At 57.7% G+C, this 14,782-nt stretch carries 11 protein-coding genes and 2 tRNA genes; 2 read left to right on the top strand and 11 right to left on the bottom strand.

Features of this window, described 5'->3' with window-relative positions; translation table 11 throughout:
* Window positions 1-42: 42 nt before the first annotated feature.
* The gene (locus tag E4P00_RS12535) at window positions 43-1,059 is read left to right on the top strand and encodes a class I SAM-dependent methyltransferase (protein ID WP_248131633.1); all 1,017 of its coding nucleotides are present in this window, start codon (window positions 43-45) and stop codon (window positions 1,057-1,059) included.
* A gap of 87 nt (window positions 1,060-1,146) precedes the next feature.
* Complete coding sequence (locus tag E4P00_RS12540; protein ID WP_216092108.1) at window positions 1,147-4,074, top strand: DUF748 domain-containing protein; 2,928 nt, start codon at window positions 1,147-1,149, stop codon at window positions 4,072-4,074.
* A gap of 293 nt (window positions 4,075-4,367) precedes the next feature.
* Here the strand turns inward: E4P00_RS12540 and E4P00_RS12545 are convergent, their stop codons facing one another.
* From E4P00_RS12545 to secG, 11 genes are all read right to left on the bottom strand, one after another.
* Window positions 4,368-4,988 carry a BON domain-containing protein gene (locus E4P00_RS12545; RefSeq protein WP_032879445.1) on the bottom strand — a complete coding sequence of 207 codons (621 nt, stop codon included), beginning with the start codon at window positions 4,986-4,988 and terminating at the stop codon, window positions 4,368-4,370.
* A 294-nt stretch (window positions 4,989-5,282) separates the two neighbouring features.
* Window positions 5,283-7,388 carry a polyribonucleotide nucleotidyltransferase gene (pnp, locus tag E4P00_RS12550; RefSeq protein ID WP_005791474.1) on the bottom strand — a complete coding sequence of 702 codons (2,106 nt, stop codon included), beginning with the start codon at window positions 7,386-7,388 and terminating at the stop codon, window positions 5,283-5,285.
* Between the two features lie 195 nt (window positions 7,389-7,583).
* A complete protein-coding gene (gene rpsO, locus E4P00_RS12555) occupies window positions 7,584-7,853 on the bottom strand; it encodes a 30S ribosomal protein S15 (protein ID WP_003177875.1) in 270 nt (89 codons plus the stop codon).
* 115 nt (window positions 7,854-7,968) lie between these two features.
* Window positions 7,969-8,886, bottom strand: a complete 918-nt coding sequence (gene truB, locus E4P00_RS12560) for a tRNA pseudouridine(55) synthase TruB (protein WP_005791476.1) — start codon at window positions 8,884-8,886, stop codon at window positions 7,969-7,971.
* Between the two features lie 3 nt (window positions 8,887-8,889).
* A complete protein-coding gene (gene rbfA, locus E4P00_RS12565; RefSeq protein WP_003176137.1) occupies window positions 8,890-9,285 on the bottom strand; it encodes a 30S ribosome-binding factor RbfA in 396 nt (131 codons plus the stop codon).
* A 159-nt stretch (window positions 9,286-9,444) separates the two neighbouring features.
* Window positions 9,445-11,961, bottom strand: coding sequence for a translation initiation factor IF-2 (infB, locus tag E4P00_RS12570; RefSeq protein ID WP_078822321.1), 2,517 nt, complete (start codon window positions 11,959-11,961; stop codon window positions 9,445-9,447).
* Window positions 11,962-11,988: 27 nt separating this feature from the next.
* Window positions 11,989-13,470, bottom strand: a complete 1,482-nt coding sequence (gene nusA / locus E4P00_RS12575) for a transcription termination factor NusA (RefSeq protein WP_005791481.1) — start codon at window positions 13,468-13,470, stop codon at window positions 11,989-11,991.
* Window positions 13,471-13,517: 47 nt separating this feature from the next.
* Window positions 13,518-13,976: a ribosome maturation factor RimP gene (gene rimP / locus E4P00_RS12580; RefSeq protein WP_003235029.1), complete on the bottom strand. Its 459-nt coding sequence runs from the start codon at window positions 13,974-13,976 to the stop codon at window positions 13,518-13,520.
* Between the two features lie 140 nt (window positions 13,977-14,116).
* A tRNA-Met gene (locus E4P00_RS12585) sits at window positions 14,117-14,193 on the bottom strand.
* Between the two features lie 96 nt (window positions 14,194-14,289).
* Window positions 14,290-14,375 (bottom strand) — tRNA-Leu (locus tag E4P00_RS12590).
* 22 nt (window positions 14,376-14,397) lie between these two features.
* Window positions 14,398-14,781, bottom strand: coding sequence for a preprotein translocase subunit SecG (gene secG, locus E4P00_RS12595; protein WP_003194191.1), 384 nt, complete (start codon window positions 14,779-14,781; stop codon window positions 14,398-14,400).
* Window position 14,782: the final 1 nt, after the last annotated feature.

Here is a 14,782-nt window from a genome sequence, read left to right on the forward strand (position 1 = left end):
GCGCCCCGATTTTCTTATTTTTCTGCAAGCAAGGCGCGCTTCATGACCCCCCTGAATCAGGCGCTGCGCGCCGCCCTCGATCACCGCCAAGACCTGATCAACGAACTGCACGCCCAGGGTACAGACTGCTACCGGCTGTTCCACGGCAGCCAGGAAGGCGCCGGCGGCTTGACCATCGACCGCTACGGCCCGCAATTGCTGGTGCAGAGCTTCCATCAGTCGCTGGACAGCGCAGACCTTCTGGACCTGCATCAACTGATCAACCAATACATGGGCCTGGAATTGCTGCTGGTGTACAACGACCGTGCCCGAGGCAACTCGCGTATCGATCGTGAAGACACGGTATACCGCGCAGAGCCTGCGGCGCTCGAAGACCTGGTCGGCCACGAGTGGGGCCTCAGCTACCGTGTGCGGGGGCGCCATGCCGGGCAGGACCCGTTACTGTTCCTCGACCTGCGTAACACCCGTGGTTGGGTGAAGGATCACAGCGCCGGCAAAAGCGTGCTGAACCTGTTCGCCTACACCTGCGGCGTGGGCTTGAGCGCGGCCGCCGGCGGCGCACGCGAAGTGTGCAACCTGGACTTTGCCGAGGGCAACCTGGCGGTTGGCTGTGAAAACGGCCTGCTCAACCCACAATTGCCGAGCATGGAGTTCGTACAGTCCGATTACTTCCCGGCCATTCGCCAACTGGCGGGCCTGCCGATCACCCAGCGTCGCGGCCAAAAGCTGCCGAGCTATCCGCGCCTGGAGCAGCGCCAGTACGACCTGGTCCTGCTTGATCCGCCCGCCTGGGCCAAGAGCGCGTTCGGCACCGTCGACCTGCTGCGCGACTATCAGAGCTTGCTCAAGCCCGCGCTGCTGACCACCGCTGACAATGGGGTACTGATCTGTTGTAACAACCTGGCGAAAGTCAGCATGGATGACTGGCGTGAACAGGTGCTGCGTTGCGCAGAAAAAGCCGGCCGCCCAGTGCGCGACTGGCAGGTCATGACACCCGGGGCAGACTTTCCTTCCACAGATCAGCAGCCTCCGTTAAAGACCTTGATCCTGCATTTGTAGGAAGTTTCCCAGCAGCCACTGTTCTTCGGAACCGAATTACCGTGCCATACTCCAAGGCACTCTCGTTCGACACAGATGGCGTCACCCATGCCCAAAGGATTGATCCGCGCCGCAGGCGCCTTGTTGACCGCCCTGGCTTTGTACAGCTTGCTGGGCTTTTTGATTTTACCCGGCATCGCTCTTCGCATTGCCAACCAACAGTTGGCGAATTACGCCACGGTGCCGGCGCGAATCGAGCGCATCGAGCTCAACCCGTTCAGCCTGGAACTCACGCTGTGGGGCCTGAAGATCGGTGAGCCGGGCAAAGAACAAGTGGGCTTCCAGCGCTTTTACGCCAACCTGCAGGCCGACAGTCTCTGGACCCGCGCCCTGCACCTGGCTGATGTGCAACTGGACCAGCCCAAGACCGAACTGTTGTTCGACAAATCCGGCCAGTTGAACCTGGCGCAGTTGTTCAAACTGCCGCCGAGCGAACCGACTCCCGCAGATCCCGATGCCAAACCGTTCCCGCTGCGTATCGACAGCATCAAACTGGCGGGCGGCAATCTGCATTTCCGAGACCTGCGCCCCAGCGAACCTATCGAATTCCTCTACGACAAACTCGACTTCGAGCTGAAAAACCTCAGCACCTTGCCCGAAGACAACGCCGACATGACCCTGGTGGCCGCTGGCCCTGACGGCGGGCAGATCGACTGGAAAGGTAATGTCAGCCTGGTACCGATCACCTCCGAAGGTACCTTGAAGGTCACCGACGGCAAGATGAAAGCTTGGTGGCCGTATGTACGTGACGCCTTGCCGCTGGTGCTGGAAGACGGCGTGCTTAACTTCAGCACCGACTATAAGTTCAGCCTGGCCAAAGAGACCGAGCTGAACCTGACCAACACCGCCGCCAGCATTGCGCCCTTCGCGATCAAGGCGCCGGATGGCCGGCCATTGGTACGCCTGGAACGCCTGGATGTCAGCGAAACTACGGTAGACCTGGCCAAGCAGCAGGTAGTCGTCGGCAAAATCCGCAGCAACAAGCTGGAAACCTGGGCCGCTCTTGAAGCCGATGGCCAACTCGACTGGCAGAAACTGTTCGCCAGCCAGCCAAGCAAGCCAACACCGGCACCGGCCAACGCCGACGCCGACGCCGACGCACCTGAAGCCCAACCGGCAGCGCCAAGCAAACCCTGGCAAGTGATGCTCAAGGATGTGCAACTGCGTAACTATCAGGTACACCTGGCCGACCGCCAGGCCAAACCTGCGGTGGCGCTGGAACTGGGCCCGTTGAATGTCGACATGCAGAACTTCGACAGCCTCAACCAAAGCCCCTTCACCTTGAAGGTCGATAGTGGCGTGGGCAAGCAAGGCAAGATCCAGGCAACCGGCGAGGTTAACCTCAACCCGGTCAGCGCCAAGCTGAAAGTGAATACCCAGGACATCGACCTGCGGGTGGCCCAGTCGTATATCAGCCCGTTTATTCGCCTGGAACTGCGCAGCGGCATGTTGGGCGGCAACCTGGATGTGAACCTCAAGAGCACCGAGCCGTTGGCCCTGCAAATCACCGGCCGCGCTCAGGTCGATCAGTTGCATACCCTGGACACCCTCAAGACCCGCGACTTCCTCAAGTGGCAGCGCCTGGTACTGGAGGGTGTGAACTATCAGCACGGTCAGAGCCTGTCGATCGACAAGGTCAACCTGCTGCAGCCGTATGCGCGCTTCATGATCAACGACGATCGCACCACCAACATCGATGACTTGCTGATTCCCCAGCCTGCCGACAGTGGTGCCAAATCAGCCGCCAAGCCGGCGGCCAGCAAAGACAAGCCCTTGGGCATCCACATCGGGCAGATCGCAATTAACGATGGTTCGGCCAACTTTGCCGACTTCAGCCTCACGCCCAACTTCGCCACCGCGATTCAACAGCTCAACGGCCAGATTGGCACCATCGATAGTCGCCAGGCCAAACCGGCCAGCGTCGATATCAAGGGTAAGGTAGACCGTTACGCCCCAGTGACCATCAAGGGCAGCGTGAACCCGTTTGATCCGATGGCAGCCCTGGATATCGCGACCAGCTTCAAACGTGTCGAGTTGACCAACTTGACACCTTACTCGGGCAAGTTCGCAGGCTTCCGTATCCGCAAGGGCCGGCTGAATCTCGACTTGCACTACGTGATCACCAAGGGCCAGTTGAAGGCCGAAAACAAAGTGGTGGTCGAACAGTTGCAACTGGGTGAGAAAGTCGACAGCTCCGATGCGGTGGACTTGCCGATTCGCCTGGCCATCGCCCTGCTCAAGGACAGCGACGGCAAGATCTCGATCGAACTGCCGGTCAGTGGCGACCTGAACAACCCGCAATTCAGCGTGATGCCGATTGTGTGGCAGACCCTGCGTAACCTCGTCGTCCGCGCAGCGACCGCGCCCTTCAAGTTTATTGGCGGGCTGGTGACGGGTGGCGGCTCTGAAGACCTGGGTAATGTTTCGTTCGCCGCCGGCTCCAGTGAGCTGAACAAAGATGCCGAGGGCGCGCTGAACACCTTGGCCAAGGCACTGAAAGAGCGCCCTACCCTGCGCCTGGAAATCGAAGGCACGGCTGCTGCCAGCAGCGATGGGCCGTTCCTGGCGGCGCAGCGGCTGGAACGTGAATACCAGTACAACTACTACAAGATCCTCCAGCGCCGTGGCGACAAAGTCCCGGCCCAAGCTTCGTTGCTTGAAGTGCCCGAGAAAGAAAAAGCACCGTTGCTGGAAGGTATCTACCGCACCCGTCTTAAACAGCAACCTCCCGCCGAATGGAAAAACCTTGGCAGCGATGAGCGCTCGGCGAAGCTCAAAGAGGGTGTGATCAAGTTCTGGAGCGGCAGTGATGTGCTGCTGCGCCAACTGGGCCAGGAGCGCGCCAGTACCATCAAGGATTACTTGGTGGACAAGGGCCAGTTGGAAGATGAGCGGGTGTACTTCATTGATGCGCAACTGGGGCAGGCGGAGAAAGATGGTCGGGTCATCACCCCAATGCATCTGGATGCCGAGTAACTTCTGAGCAACGCCTATCCTAATGTGGGAGCTGGCTTGCCTGCGATAGCATCACCTCGGTGCAACTGAATGACTGAGGTGCCAACATCGCTGGCAAGCCAGCTCCCACATTTTTTTGGGGGGTTGGCTGGCAGTTTTGTTTCAACCCCAAAATAGAACAGGCCCCGACACAAGTGCCGGGGCCTGTAATGACCACATCCGTGTGGTCGGTCGCATGAACTCCAGAGGTGCATCGGGTGGATAACTAGCTCACCCTAAGCCGCCGCTATATCGTTCAAACGAAACCTTTAACGTTACTCTGCTTTCAGGCCGTCGGCCGATACAGCTTTAACGCCTTTGATTTTCTTGGTGATGGCAACCGCAGTTTCTTTCTGCGATGCAGTCACAGCAGTCGGAGACGACAGGGACACTACGCCCTTGTTGGTCTCAACCTTGATGTCAGTGCCAGGAATGCCCTTCTCGGTAACCAGGTCAGCCTTCACTTTGGTAGTGATCCAAGTGTCGCTGGTGGTTTCTTTGGCGTCGTGTGCCGCACCTTTGGTTTTGTCGATGCCGTCAGCTTTGACAGCGCCGCCAGCCAGCAGACCGTCAGCCGAAACAGCATTCACACCTTTGATTTTCTTGGTGATGGCTACAGCAGTGGCTTTCTGCGAATCCGAGACTGCTACGTCGGAGGACAGGGAAACCACACCTTTGTTGGTCTCAACCTTGATGTCCGAACCCGGAATGCCTTTTTCGGTCAGCAGGTCGGCTTTGACTTTAGTGGTGATCCAAGTATCCGAAACGCTTTCCTTAGCCTTGGTCGCTTCACCGGCCGCCAAAGTCATAGGGGCTTGGGAAGTCTGAGCAAAGGCTACGTTAGCACCCATCGCCAGGGTCAGAGCGGTAGCAGTAGCGAGAGCGAACTTCTTCATACGAATAACTCCTGTTTTATTAAAAGTCTGCAGACGTAAACCTTCATGCTGCAGCGCTAACAGGGATAGTGCAGGCGGCGTGCCAAGTGGGATAACAGGACAAAATCTTTATAAAACAACAAGTTAAAAAACAGAGCGATTTTCGAAATCGTGCAAGTTGCATGAAGCAGGTCGTGCCTGCGTGCAAGTTGCGGTTTTTGCAGGCGACTAAACAACTGATTTTAGGGGAATTTCCTTCTCCCACAAAAAAGGGACTCCGAAGAGTCCCTTTTTTTCAGCTAGAACGCGGGGTGATTAAACGCCCGAAGCCTTGGCTGCTGCTACGTCCTTGATGGACAGCTTGATACGGCCGCGGTTGTCCACGTCCAGTACCAGCACTTCCACTTCCTGGCCTTCTTTGAGAATGTCGGTCACTTTCTCAACACGAGCGTCGCTCAGCATGGAGATGTGAACCAGACCGTCTTTGCCCGGCAGGATGTTGACGAATGCGCCGAAGTCGACGATGCGCTCAACCTTGCCGACGTAGATCTTGCCGATCTCGGCCTCAGCGGTGATGCCCAGGACGCGTTGGCGTGCAGCTTCAGCCGCTTCCTTGGTTTCGCCGAAGATCTTGATCGAGCCGTCGTCTTCGATGTCGATCGAAGCCTTGGTTTCTTCACAGATCGCACGGATGGTCGCGCCGCCTTTACCGATAACATCACGGATTTTGTCGGTGTCGATTTTCATCGCGATCATGGTCGGAGCGTTTTCCGACAGTTCGGTACGCGACTGGCCAATGATCTGGTTCATCTGGCCGAGGATGTTCAGGCGCGCTTCCAGGGCTTGGCCCAGAGCGATTTCCATGATCTCTTCAGTGATGCCCTTGATCTTGATGTCCATCTGCAGCGCGGTTACGCCTTTAGCGGTACCGGCTACTTTGAAGTCCATGTCGCCCAGGTGGTCTTCGTCGCCCAGGATGTCGGTCAGGATGGCGAACTTCTCGCCTTCTTTAACCAGGCCCATGGCGATACCGGCAACCGGCGCCTTCATCGGCACACCAGCGTCCATCAGCGCCAGGGAAGCACCGCAAACGGAAGCCATCGAGCTGGAACCGTTGGACTCAGTGATTTCCGATACGACACGGATGGTGTACGGGAACACATCGGCAGCCGGCAGCATCGCAGCAATCGAACGACGGGCCAGACGGCCGTGACCGATTTCACGACGACCAGCACCACCCATGCGGCCACACTCGCCCACCGAGAACGGAGGGAAGTTGTAGTGCAGCATGAACGGGTCTTTTTTCTCGCCTTCCAGGGTGTCCAGCAGTTGTGCGTCACGGGCAGTACCCAGAGTCGCGACTACCAGGGCCTGGGTTTCACCACGGGTGAACAGCGCCGAACCGTGAGTCTTGGGCAGCACGCCGACTTCGATGTTCAGCGGGCGCACGGTGCGAGTGTCGCGACCGTCGATACGTGGCTTGCCGTTAACGATGTTTTCGCGAACGGTGCGGTATTCGATTTCGCCGAATGCAGCCTTGACGTCGCTGGCAGAAGGCTGGCCTTCTTCACCGGACAACTTGGCGACAACCTGGTCCTTCAACTCGCCCAGGCGAGCGTAACGGTCGGCCTTGACGGTGATGGTGTAGGCGTCGGAGATGGCAGCGCCGAACTCGGAGCGGATAGCGCCCAGCAGGTCGGTGGCTTCCGGGGCAGCAGCCCAGGTCCAGGTTGGCTTGGCAGCTTCGGCAGCCAATTCCTTGACCGCGTTGATTACCACCTGGAACTCGTCGTGAGCAAACAGTACGGCGCCCAGCATCTGGTCTTCGGTCAGCTCTTTGGCTTCCGACTCAACCATCAATACGGCTTCGGAGGTACCGGCAACGACCATGTCCAGGCTCGAAGCTTTCTGCTGCTCGTAAGATGGGTTCAGCAGGTAACCGGTGCTTTCATGGAAAGCAACGCGAGCGGCACCGATAGGACCATCGAACGGAATGCCCGAGATCGCCAGCGCAGCCGAAGTACCGATCATCGCAGCGATGTCCGGATCGGTCTTTTTGCTGGTGGAAACGACGGTGCAGACAACCTGCACTTCGTTCATGAAGCCTTCTGGGAACAGCGGACGGATCGGACGGTCGATCAGTCGGGATGTCAGGGTTTCTTTCTCGGAAGGACGGCCTTCGCGCTTGAAGAAACCGCCAGGGATCTTACCGGCAGCGTAAGTCTTTTCCTGGTAGTGAACGGACAGAGGGAAGAAGCCCTTGCTCGGGTCAGCGGTCTTGGCGCCAACCACGGTCACCAGTACGGTAACGTCGTCGTCAACGGTAACCAGCACTGCGCCGGAGGCTTGACGGGCGATACGGCCTGTCTCGAGGGTAACGGTCGACTGACCGAACTGGAATTTTTTGATAACCGGGTTCACGGTGTCCTACCTTCTTTGTGGCTCTTGGGGGAACTTGTCTTCTTGCGAAATTCTTGGGCAATGTCGGGAATCGGCCCGACCCTCGTCCAGGGTAAAACGTGTATCCAGATAAAACTTGAGGCTGGGAGCCTACCATGGGCCAGCGGGAATCCCACTGGCACACGGCAGACAACCAACCTCTAGCGCAATCGCTGATTAGCGACGCAGACCCAGGCGACCGATCAGAGTCTGATAACGACCCAGATCCTTGCCTTTCAGGTAGTCCAGCAGCTTACGGCGCTGGTTTACCATGCGGATCAGACCACGACGGGAGTGGTGGTCTTTACCGTTGGCCTTGAAGTGACCTTGCAGTTTGTTGATGTTGTGGGTCAGCAGTGCAACTTGCACTTCTGGCGAACCAGTGTCACCAACAGCTTGCTGATAGTCAGCTACGATTTGTGCTTTTTCTTGAACGTCGAGAGCCATGAGGCAATCCTTTTTTCAGGAAACCACCCAAGGGGTGATCTCAATAGGCCGAGGGCATACCCCCGTATCTATAAATGAGAAGTGACCATGCCTATTAACAGCCACCCTCGTTCGGTCATTCTGACCGAATCAGTCGACGCGGCGCGATGCGCCCGTCTTCGCTCACTTCACCGATACCGATAAAGCGACCGTTATGATCCTGTACTCGCACCATGCCGAACTTCGGGGCATCCGGGGCGCGTACCGGCTGGCCGTTGAGCCAGTAGAACGCGCTGTGCTCCGAGAAGTGCAGCAATGGCCAATCCAGCAAACCACTGTCCGAGGGCATCAGGAAGCGATCAACCGCTTCGTTGCCGCCTTCGGCGTGCACCGCTTCCAGCTCTTCCAGCGTGACCGTCTGGGCCAGGGTGAAAGGGCCTGCCTGGGTACGTCGCAGTTCAGCTACATAAGCACCGCAGCCCAGCTTCTCACCAATATCTTCCACGAGGGTACGGATATAGGTGCCTTTGCTGCAGTCCACCGCCAATCGAGCAGTGTCACCTTCACAGGCGAGCAGTTCCAGCCGGGCAATAGTAACAGAACGCGGTTCGCGCTCCACCACTTCGCCCGCACGTGCCAGCTTATAAAGAGGTTGCCCATCCCGCTTGAGCGCCGAGTACATCGGCGGTATCTGACTGATTTGCCCACGAAAAGCAGGTAATGCAGCTTCGATATCCGCACGACCAACGGTCACGTCGCGAACCTGCAAAACATCACCTTCGGCGTCTGCCGTGGTGGTTGTCTTGCCCAGTTGCATGAGGGTTTCATAACCCTTGTCCGAATCAAGCAGGTACTGCGAGAACTTGGTGGCCTCACCAAAGCACAACGGCAGAACGCCGGTGGCCAGTGGATCCAGGCTGCCGGTGTGTCCCGCCTTCTCGGCGTTAAGCAGCCAGCGGACCTTCTGCAGCGCCGCATTGGAGGTAAAACCAATGGGCTTGTCGAGCAGAATGATGCCACTGACGTTGCGACGGATACGTTTGACCTGAGCCACCGCTTACTCCTTGGCGTCTTCAGGTGTGGACGGATGCTGACTGTCTTCAGCCACGGCGCGCTCGATCAAGGCCGAGAGGTGCGCGCCACGCACGACGCTTTCGTCGTAATGGAAGTGCAACTGCGGAACGCTGCGCAGCTTCATTTCGCGGGCCAACTGCATCCGCAGGAAACCTGCGGCGGAGTTGAGCACCTTGATGCTTTGCGCGATTTCTTCGCTGTTGTCCTGCCCCATCACGGTGATGAAGATTTTGGCATGACCCACGTCACGGCTCACTTCAACGGCGGTGATGGTGACCAGGCCAACGCGGGGGTCTTTGACTTCGCGACGGATCAGTTGAGCCAGCTCACGCTGCATCTGATCGCCGATACGCTGGGTACGGCTGTATTCTTTTGCCATGTCTTGTTACCTGTTACTGCCACACGGTGAAACCCGTGGGGTCTGAAAGCGGCAAACGCCCGGCCTGACAAAAGCCAGACCGGGCGTTGCGTTTAGAGTCCGGACACGGCGCGGGGCAAATACATGCCCACGCGCTGTGTGGCTCCTGAAGTGCGCGAGTTAGAGGCTGCGAGCAACCTGAACCTTCTCGAAGACTTCGATCTTGTCGCCAACCTTGACGTCGTTGTAGCTCTTGACGCCGATACCGCATTCCATGCCGGCACGTACTTCGGCAGCGTCATCCTTGAAGCGGCGCAGGGATTCCAGCTCGCCTTCGAAGATAACGATGTCTTCACGCAGTACACGGATCGGACGGTTACGGTACACGGTGCCTTCGACAACCATGCAACCGGCGATCGCGCCGAATTTCGGCGAGCGGAACACGTCACGCACCTCGGCGATACCCAGGATGTTCTCCCGGACATCGCTGCCAAGCATACCGGTAAGGGCTTTCTTGACGTCTTCGATGATGTCGTAGATGACGTTGTAGTAACGCATGTCCAGACCTTCCTGCTCGACGATCTTGCGAGCGCCAGCATCGGCACGCACGTTGAAGCCGAACAGTACAGCGCTGGAAGCCAGTGCCAGGTTGGCGTCGGACTCGGTGATACCACCGACACCGCCACCGACAACACGCACTTGCACTTCGTCGTTACCCAGGCCGTTCAAGGCGCCGTTCAACGCTTCGAGGGAACCACGGACGTCGGATTTGAGGACGATGTTAAGCGTCTTCTTCTCTTCCTGGCCCATGTTCTCGAAGATGTTTTCCAGCTTGCCGGCGTGAGCACGGGCCAGCTTAACTTCGCGGAACTTGCCTTGACGGAACAGAGCCACTTCACGGGCTTTCTTCTCGTCGGCAACTACGCTCATCTCGTCGCCAGCGTCCGGCGTACCGTCCAGGCCGAGGATCTCGACCGGGATAGCAGGACCTGCTTCCTTGATTGGCTTGCCGTTCTCGTCGAGCATGGCACGTACACGGCCGTAGTTCGAACCGACCAGCACCATGTCGCCTTGGCGCAGGGTACCGTCTTGAACCAGCACGGTCGCGACCGGGCCACGGCCCTTGTCGAGGCGCGATTCAACCACTACACCACGGCCAGGAGCCGAAGGCGTAGCGGTCAATTCCAGGACTTCAGCTTGCAACAGGACCGCTTCGAGCAGTTCGTCAACGCCGGTACCCATTTTCGCCGAGACCGATACGAATGGCGTCTCGCCACCCCATTCCTCGGATGTCACGCCGTGAACCGACAGTTCGCTACGGATGCGATCGAGATCGGCGCCGGGCTTGTCGATTTTGTTCACGGCTACAACCAGAGGAACACCGGCAGCCTTGGCGTGCTGGACAGCTTCAATGGTCTGCGGCATTACGCCGTCGTCCGCTGCAACCACCAGGATCACGATGTCGGTCGCCTTGGCACCACGGGCACGCATTGCGGTAAACGCGGCGTGACCTGGAGTGTCGAGGAAGGTGACCATGCCGCGTTCGGTTTCAACGTGGTATGCACCGATGTGCTGGGTAATACCACCGGCTTCGCCTGCGGCAACCTTGGCACGACGGATGTAGTCGAGCAGGGAAGTTTTACCGTGGTCAACGTGGCCCATTACGGTCACAACCGGTGCACGGGAAACTGCCTCGCCTTCAAACTTCAGGGACTCGGCCAGGGAATCTTCCAGGGCGGTGTCGCTGACCAGGGTCACTTTGTGGCCCAGCTCTTCAGCAACCAACTGGGCAGTTTCCTGATCCAGTACCTGGTTGATGGTGGCCGGGGTGCCCAGCTTGAACATGAACTTGATGATTTCAGCAGCCTTGACCGACATCTGCTGGGCCAGATCGCCCACAGTGATGGTCTCGCCGATCTTCACTTCACGCACGACAGGGCCGGTTGGGCTCTGGAAACCGTGGGCGTTGCGTTTTTTCAGCTTGGCCTTGCCGCGACCACCGCGACGGAAGCCATCGCTTTCTTCGTCGGTAGTACGTGGGGCAACGCGTGGAGCAGGCGCTTTCTCTTTGACCGAGGCACGATGCGGAGCGTTTTTGCGCTCGCCATCGCCACCACCACCGCGACGATTGTTATCGTCGGCACGTGGTTTGTCCGGACGACGAGGTTCGTCGCGCTTGCGGGCGTCAGCTGCAGGAGCAGGCGCAGCAGCAATCGGGGCGGCCTCACGCACAGCTTCAACAGGAGCGGCAACCGCTTCAGTGTTGGCAGGTTGCGCAGCAGCAGGCTGGCGACGCGCTTCTTCTTCGGCGCGACGCTTGGCTTCTTCTTCAGCCTTCTGGCGAGCAGCATTTTCTACTGCGCGACGTTCATCCAGCTCGCGTTTGCGCTCGGCTTCGATTTCTTCCGGGCTGCGCTGTACGAAGACTTTCTTCTTGCGTACTTCTACGCTGATGCTCTTGCTACCCGCAACACGCAGGGTGCTGGTGGTTTTGCGCTGCAATGTAATCTTGCGCGGTTCTTCCACTTTCGCCTTGTGGCTGCTCTTCAAGTGAGTCAGCAAAGACTGCTTCTCACTATCGCTCACACCTTCATCGGCGGCGGTGTGCGGCAGACCTGCCTCACGCATCTGCTGCAACAGGCGCTCTACCGGTGTTTTGACCTCATCGGCCAGTTGTTTCACCGTGACTTGCGTCATGCACTTCTCTCCTCAGGCCGCGCCTAATTACTCGAACCAATGGGCTCGGGCGGCCATGATCAACTTGCCGGCACGATCTTCGTCAATGCCGTCGATGTCGAGCAGATCGTCAATAGACTGCTCGGCCAGGTCTTCGCGGGTAATTACGCCGCGCACCGCCAGTTCCATCGCCAAATCCTTGTCCATACCCTCAAGCGAGAGCAGGTCTTCGGCCGGATGGGCGTCTGCCAGCTTTTCCTCAGTAGCGATGGCTTTAGTCAACAAACGATCCTTGGCCCGAGCGCGAAGCTCGTTGACGGTGTCTTCGTCAAAGCCGTCGATGTTGAGCATTTCTTCCAACGGTACGTAGGCAATCTCTTCCAGGCTGGTGAAGCCTTCATCTACCAGTACCTGTGCCAGGTCTTCATCGACTTCCAACTCTTCGATGAAGTTGCGCAGGATGTCACCGGTTTCAGCTTGCTGCTTAGCCTGGATGTCCGATTCGGTCATCACGTTCAGGGTCCAGCCGGTCAGTTGGCTGGCCAGACGCACGTTCTGACCACCACGACCAATGGCCTGAGCCAGATTGTCTGCGCCAACGGCGATGTCCATTGCATGGGCATCTTCGTCAACGATAATTGCCGCCACTTCAGCCGGCGACATGGCGTTGATCACGAACTGCGCCGGGTTATCGTCCCACAGGACGATATCCACACGCTCACCGCCCAATTCGCCCGACACTGCCTGGACGCGCGAACCGCGCATACCGATGCAAGCGCCTTGCGGGTCGATGCGTTTGTCCTTGGAGCGAACCGCGATCTTGGCACGCGAACCCGGATCGCGGGACGCAGCCATGACTTCGATCAGACCTTCGGCAATTTCCGGCACTTCGATGCGGAACAGCTCGATCAGCATTTCCGGCGCGGTACGCGACAGGATCAGCTGAGGACCGCGGTTCTCGGTGCGGATTTCCTTGAGCAGCGCACGCAGACGCACGCCGACACGGAAGGTTTCGCGAGAGATGATGTCTTCGCGGGCCAGCAACGCTTCGGCGTTGTTGCCCAGGTCGACGATCACATTGTCGCGGGTAACTTTTTTCACGGTGCCGGAGATGATTTCACCCAGGCGCTCGCGATAAGCGTCAACGACTTGAGCGCGCTCGGCTTCACGAACCTTCTGCACGATGACCTGCTTGGCGGTCTGTGCAGCAATACGGCCGAATTCGATCGATTCGATCTTTTCTTCGACGACATCACCGACCTGGGCGCCCGGGTGCGTTTGCGCAACCTTGCTCGGCCAGGTTTCGATGGCCGGATCATCAAGATCGGCTTCTTCGACGACCGTCCAGCGACGGAAAGTCTCATAGGCACCGGTGTGGCGGTTGATTTCCACACGCAGATCAACTTCGTCTTCAAAACGCTTTTTGGTAGCAGTGGCCAGGGCCAGCTCCAGCGCTTCAAAAATCACGTTTGCCGGTACGCCCTTTTCATTGGATACCGACTCAACAACCAGCAGTACTTCTTTGCTCATCGTACGCCTCGCCTTTCGCAAGCCATTGGATCCGCGGGATCCGCGTCTCAGTCAAAACTGGGAATAATGTTGGCCTTGTCGATCATATCGATCGGCAACAGGAACTCATGGTCTTCTACCTGCACCACGACATCCTGTTCTTCTACACCGCGCAGAAGGCCCTGAAAGTTGCGTCGCCCTTCGAAGGGCGAACGCAGCTTGATCTTCACTTGTTCACCGGCAAATTTTGCAAACTGATCAATAGTGAACAGTGGGCGTTCCATGCCTGGCGAGGAAACTTCAAGGGTGTACTCAACGGAAATCGGATCTTCAACATCCAGCACACCGCTGATCTGACGGCTGACAATGGCACAATCGTCCACCAGCACGCCGCCCTCTTTATCGATATAAACGCGCAACATTGAGTGGCGACCTTGAGCCGAAAACTCAATACCCCAGCATTCATAGCCTAGGGCCACGACCACCGGGGCCAGCAAGGCCTGCAACTCTTCTAGCTTGCTCGACACCTGAACCCCCTCGTGCATGTATGTGCATGCTGTGCAAAATAAAAAAATGGGCGAAACGCCCATCCTTGAAACGCCGTCGAACAGCGGCGTTGAAAGTGTCCAGCTAACAAAAAGCCCCTTAAAAGGGGCTCCGCTAAAACTGGTTGCGGGGGCCGGATTTGAACCGACGACCTTCGGGTTATGAGCCCGACGAGCTACCAGACTGCTCCACCCCGCGACAAAGCTGGGGCGGAAGTATACGACCGATCCCTTACAGGGTCAATGTAACCTTCCACCTACAAGAAAGCCCGCAACAGCGGGCTCTCCTGATAATTGGTACCGAGAAGGGGACTCGAACCCCTACACCCTATGGGCACAACCACCTCAAGGTTGCGTGTCTACCAATTCCACCACCTCGGCAATACAGCGCTTACAACCCTTCTTACTTCTGCTCTTGAGCTGGAGGTACGTCAGTCGCTGGAGTAGCCGACTTTTGCTCTTGAAGCACCGGGACATCATCAGAAGCCGGTTTTGCTTTTGGAACTTCCAACACTGCTGGGTTTGGCAAACCTACCTGAGTCAGCACATGAGCTTTCTCTTTAGCAAAGTAACCTAACCCTAAGCTGGTTATGAAGAAACCTGCGGCAAGTATAGCAGTAAACTTACTAAGAAAGGTAGAGGAACCTTGGCTTCCGAACACAGTATTTGAAGCACCTGCACCGAAAGACGCACCAGCATCCGCACCTTTACCCTGTTGCAACAAAACCAGAGCAACTACGCTCAGGGCAGCCAACAGATGAAAAACGACTACGACTGTTTCCAGCATT

The sequence above is a fragment of the Pseudomonas sp. B329 genome, assembly GCF_023127835.1.
GTDB lineage: Bacteria > Pseudomonadota > Gammaproteobacteria > Pseudomonadales > Pseudomonadaceae > Aquipseudomonas > Aquipseudomonas synxantha_A.

What these genes read in the sequence shown, in the direction of transcription:
- E4P00_RS12535 (WP_248131633.1), top strand. Translation starts at nt 43, where the DNA reads ATGACCCCCCTGAATCAGGCGCTGCGCGCCGCCCTCGATCACCGCCAA.
- E4P00_RS12540 (WP_216092108.1), top strand. Translation starts at nt 1,147, where the DNA reads ATGCCCAAAGGATTGATCCGCGCCGCAGGCGCCTTGTTGACCGCCCTG.
- E4P00_RS12545 (WP_032879445.1), bottom strand. Translation starts at nt 4,988, where the DNA reads ATGAAGAAGTTCGCTCTCGCTACTGCTACCGCTCTGACCCTGGCGATG.
- rpsO (WP_003177875.1), bottom strand. Translation starts at nt 7,853, where the DNA reads ATGGCTCTCGACGTTCAAGAAAAAGCACAAATCGTAGCTGACTATCAG.
- rbfA (WP_003176137.1), bottom strand. Translation starts at nt 9,285, where the DNA reads ATGGCAAAAGAATACAGCCGTACCCAGCGTATCGGCGATCAGATGCAG.
- infB (WP_078822321.1), bottom strand. Translation starts at nt 11,961, where the DNA reads ATGACGCAAGTCACGGTGAAACAACTGGCCGATGAGGTCAAAACACCG.
- nusA (WP_005791481.1), bottom strand. Translation starts at nt 13,470, where the DNA reads ATGAGCAAAGAAGTACTGCTGGTTGTTGAGTCGGTATCCAATGAAAAG.
- secG (WP_003194191.1), bottom strand. Translation starts at nt 14,781, where the DNA reads ATGCTGGAAACAGTCGTAGTCGTTTTTCATCTGTTGGCTGCCCTGAGC.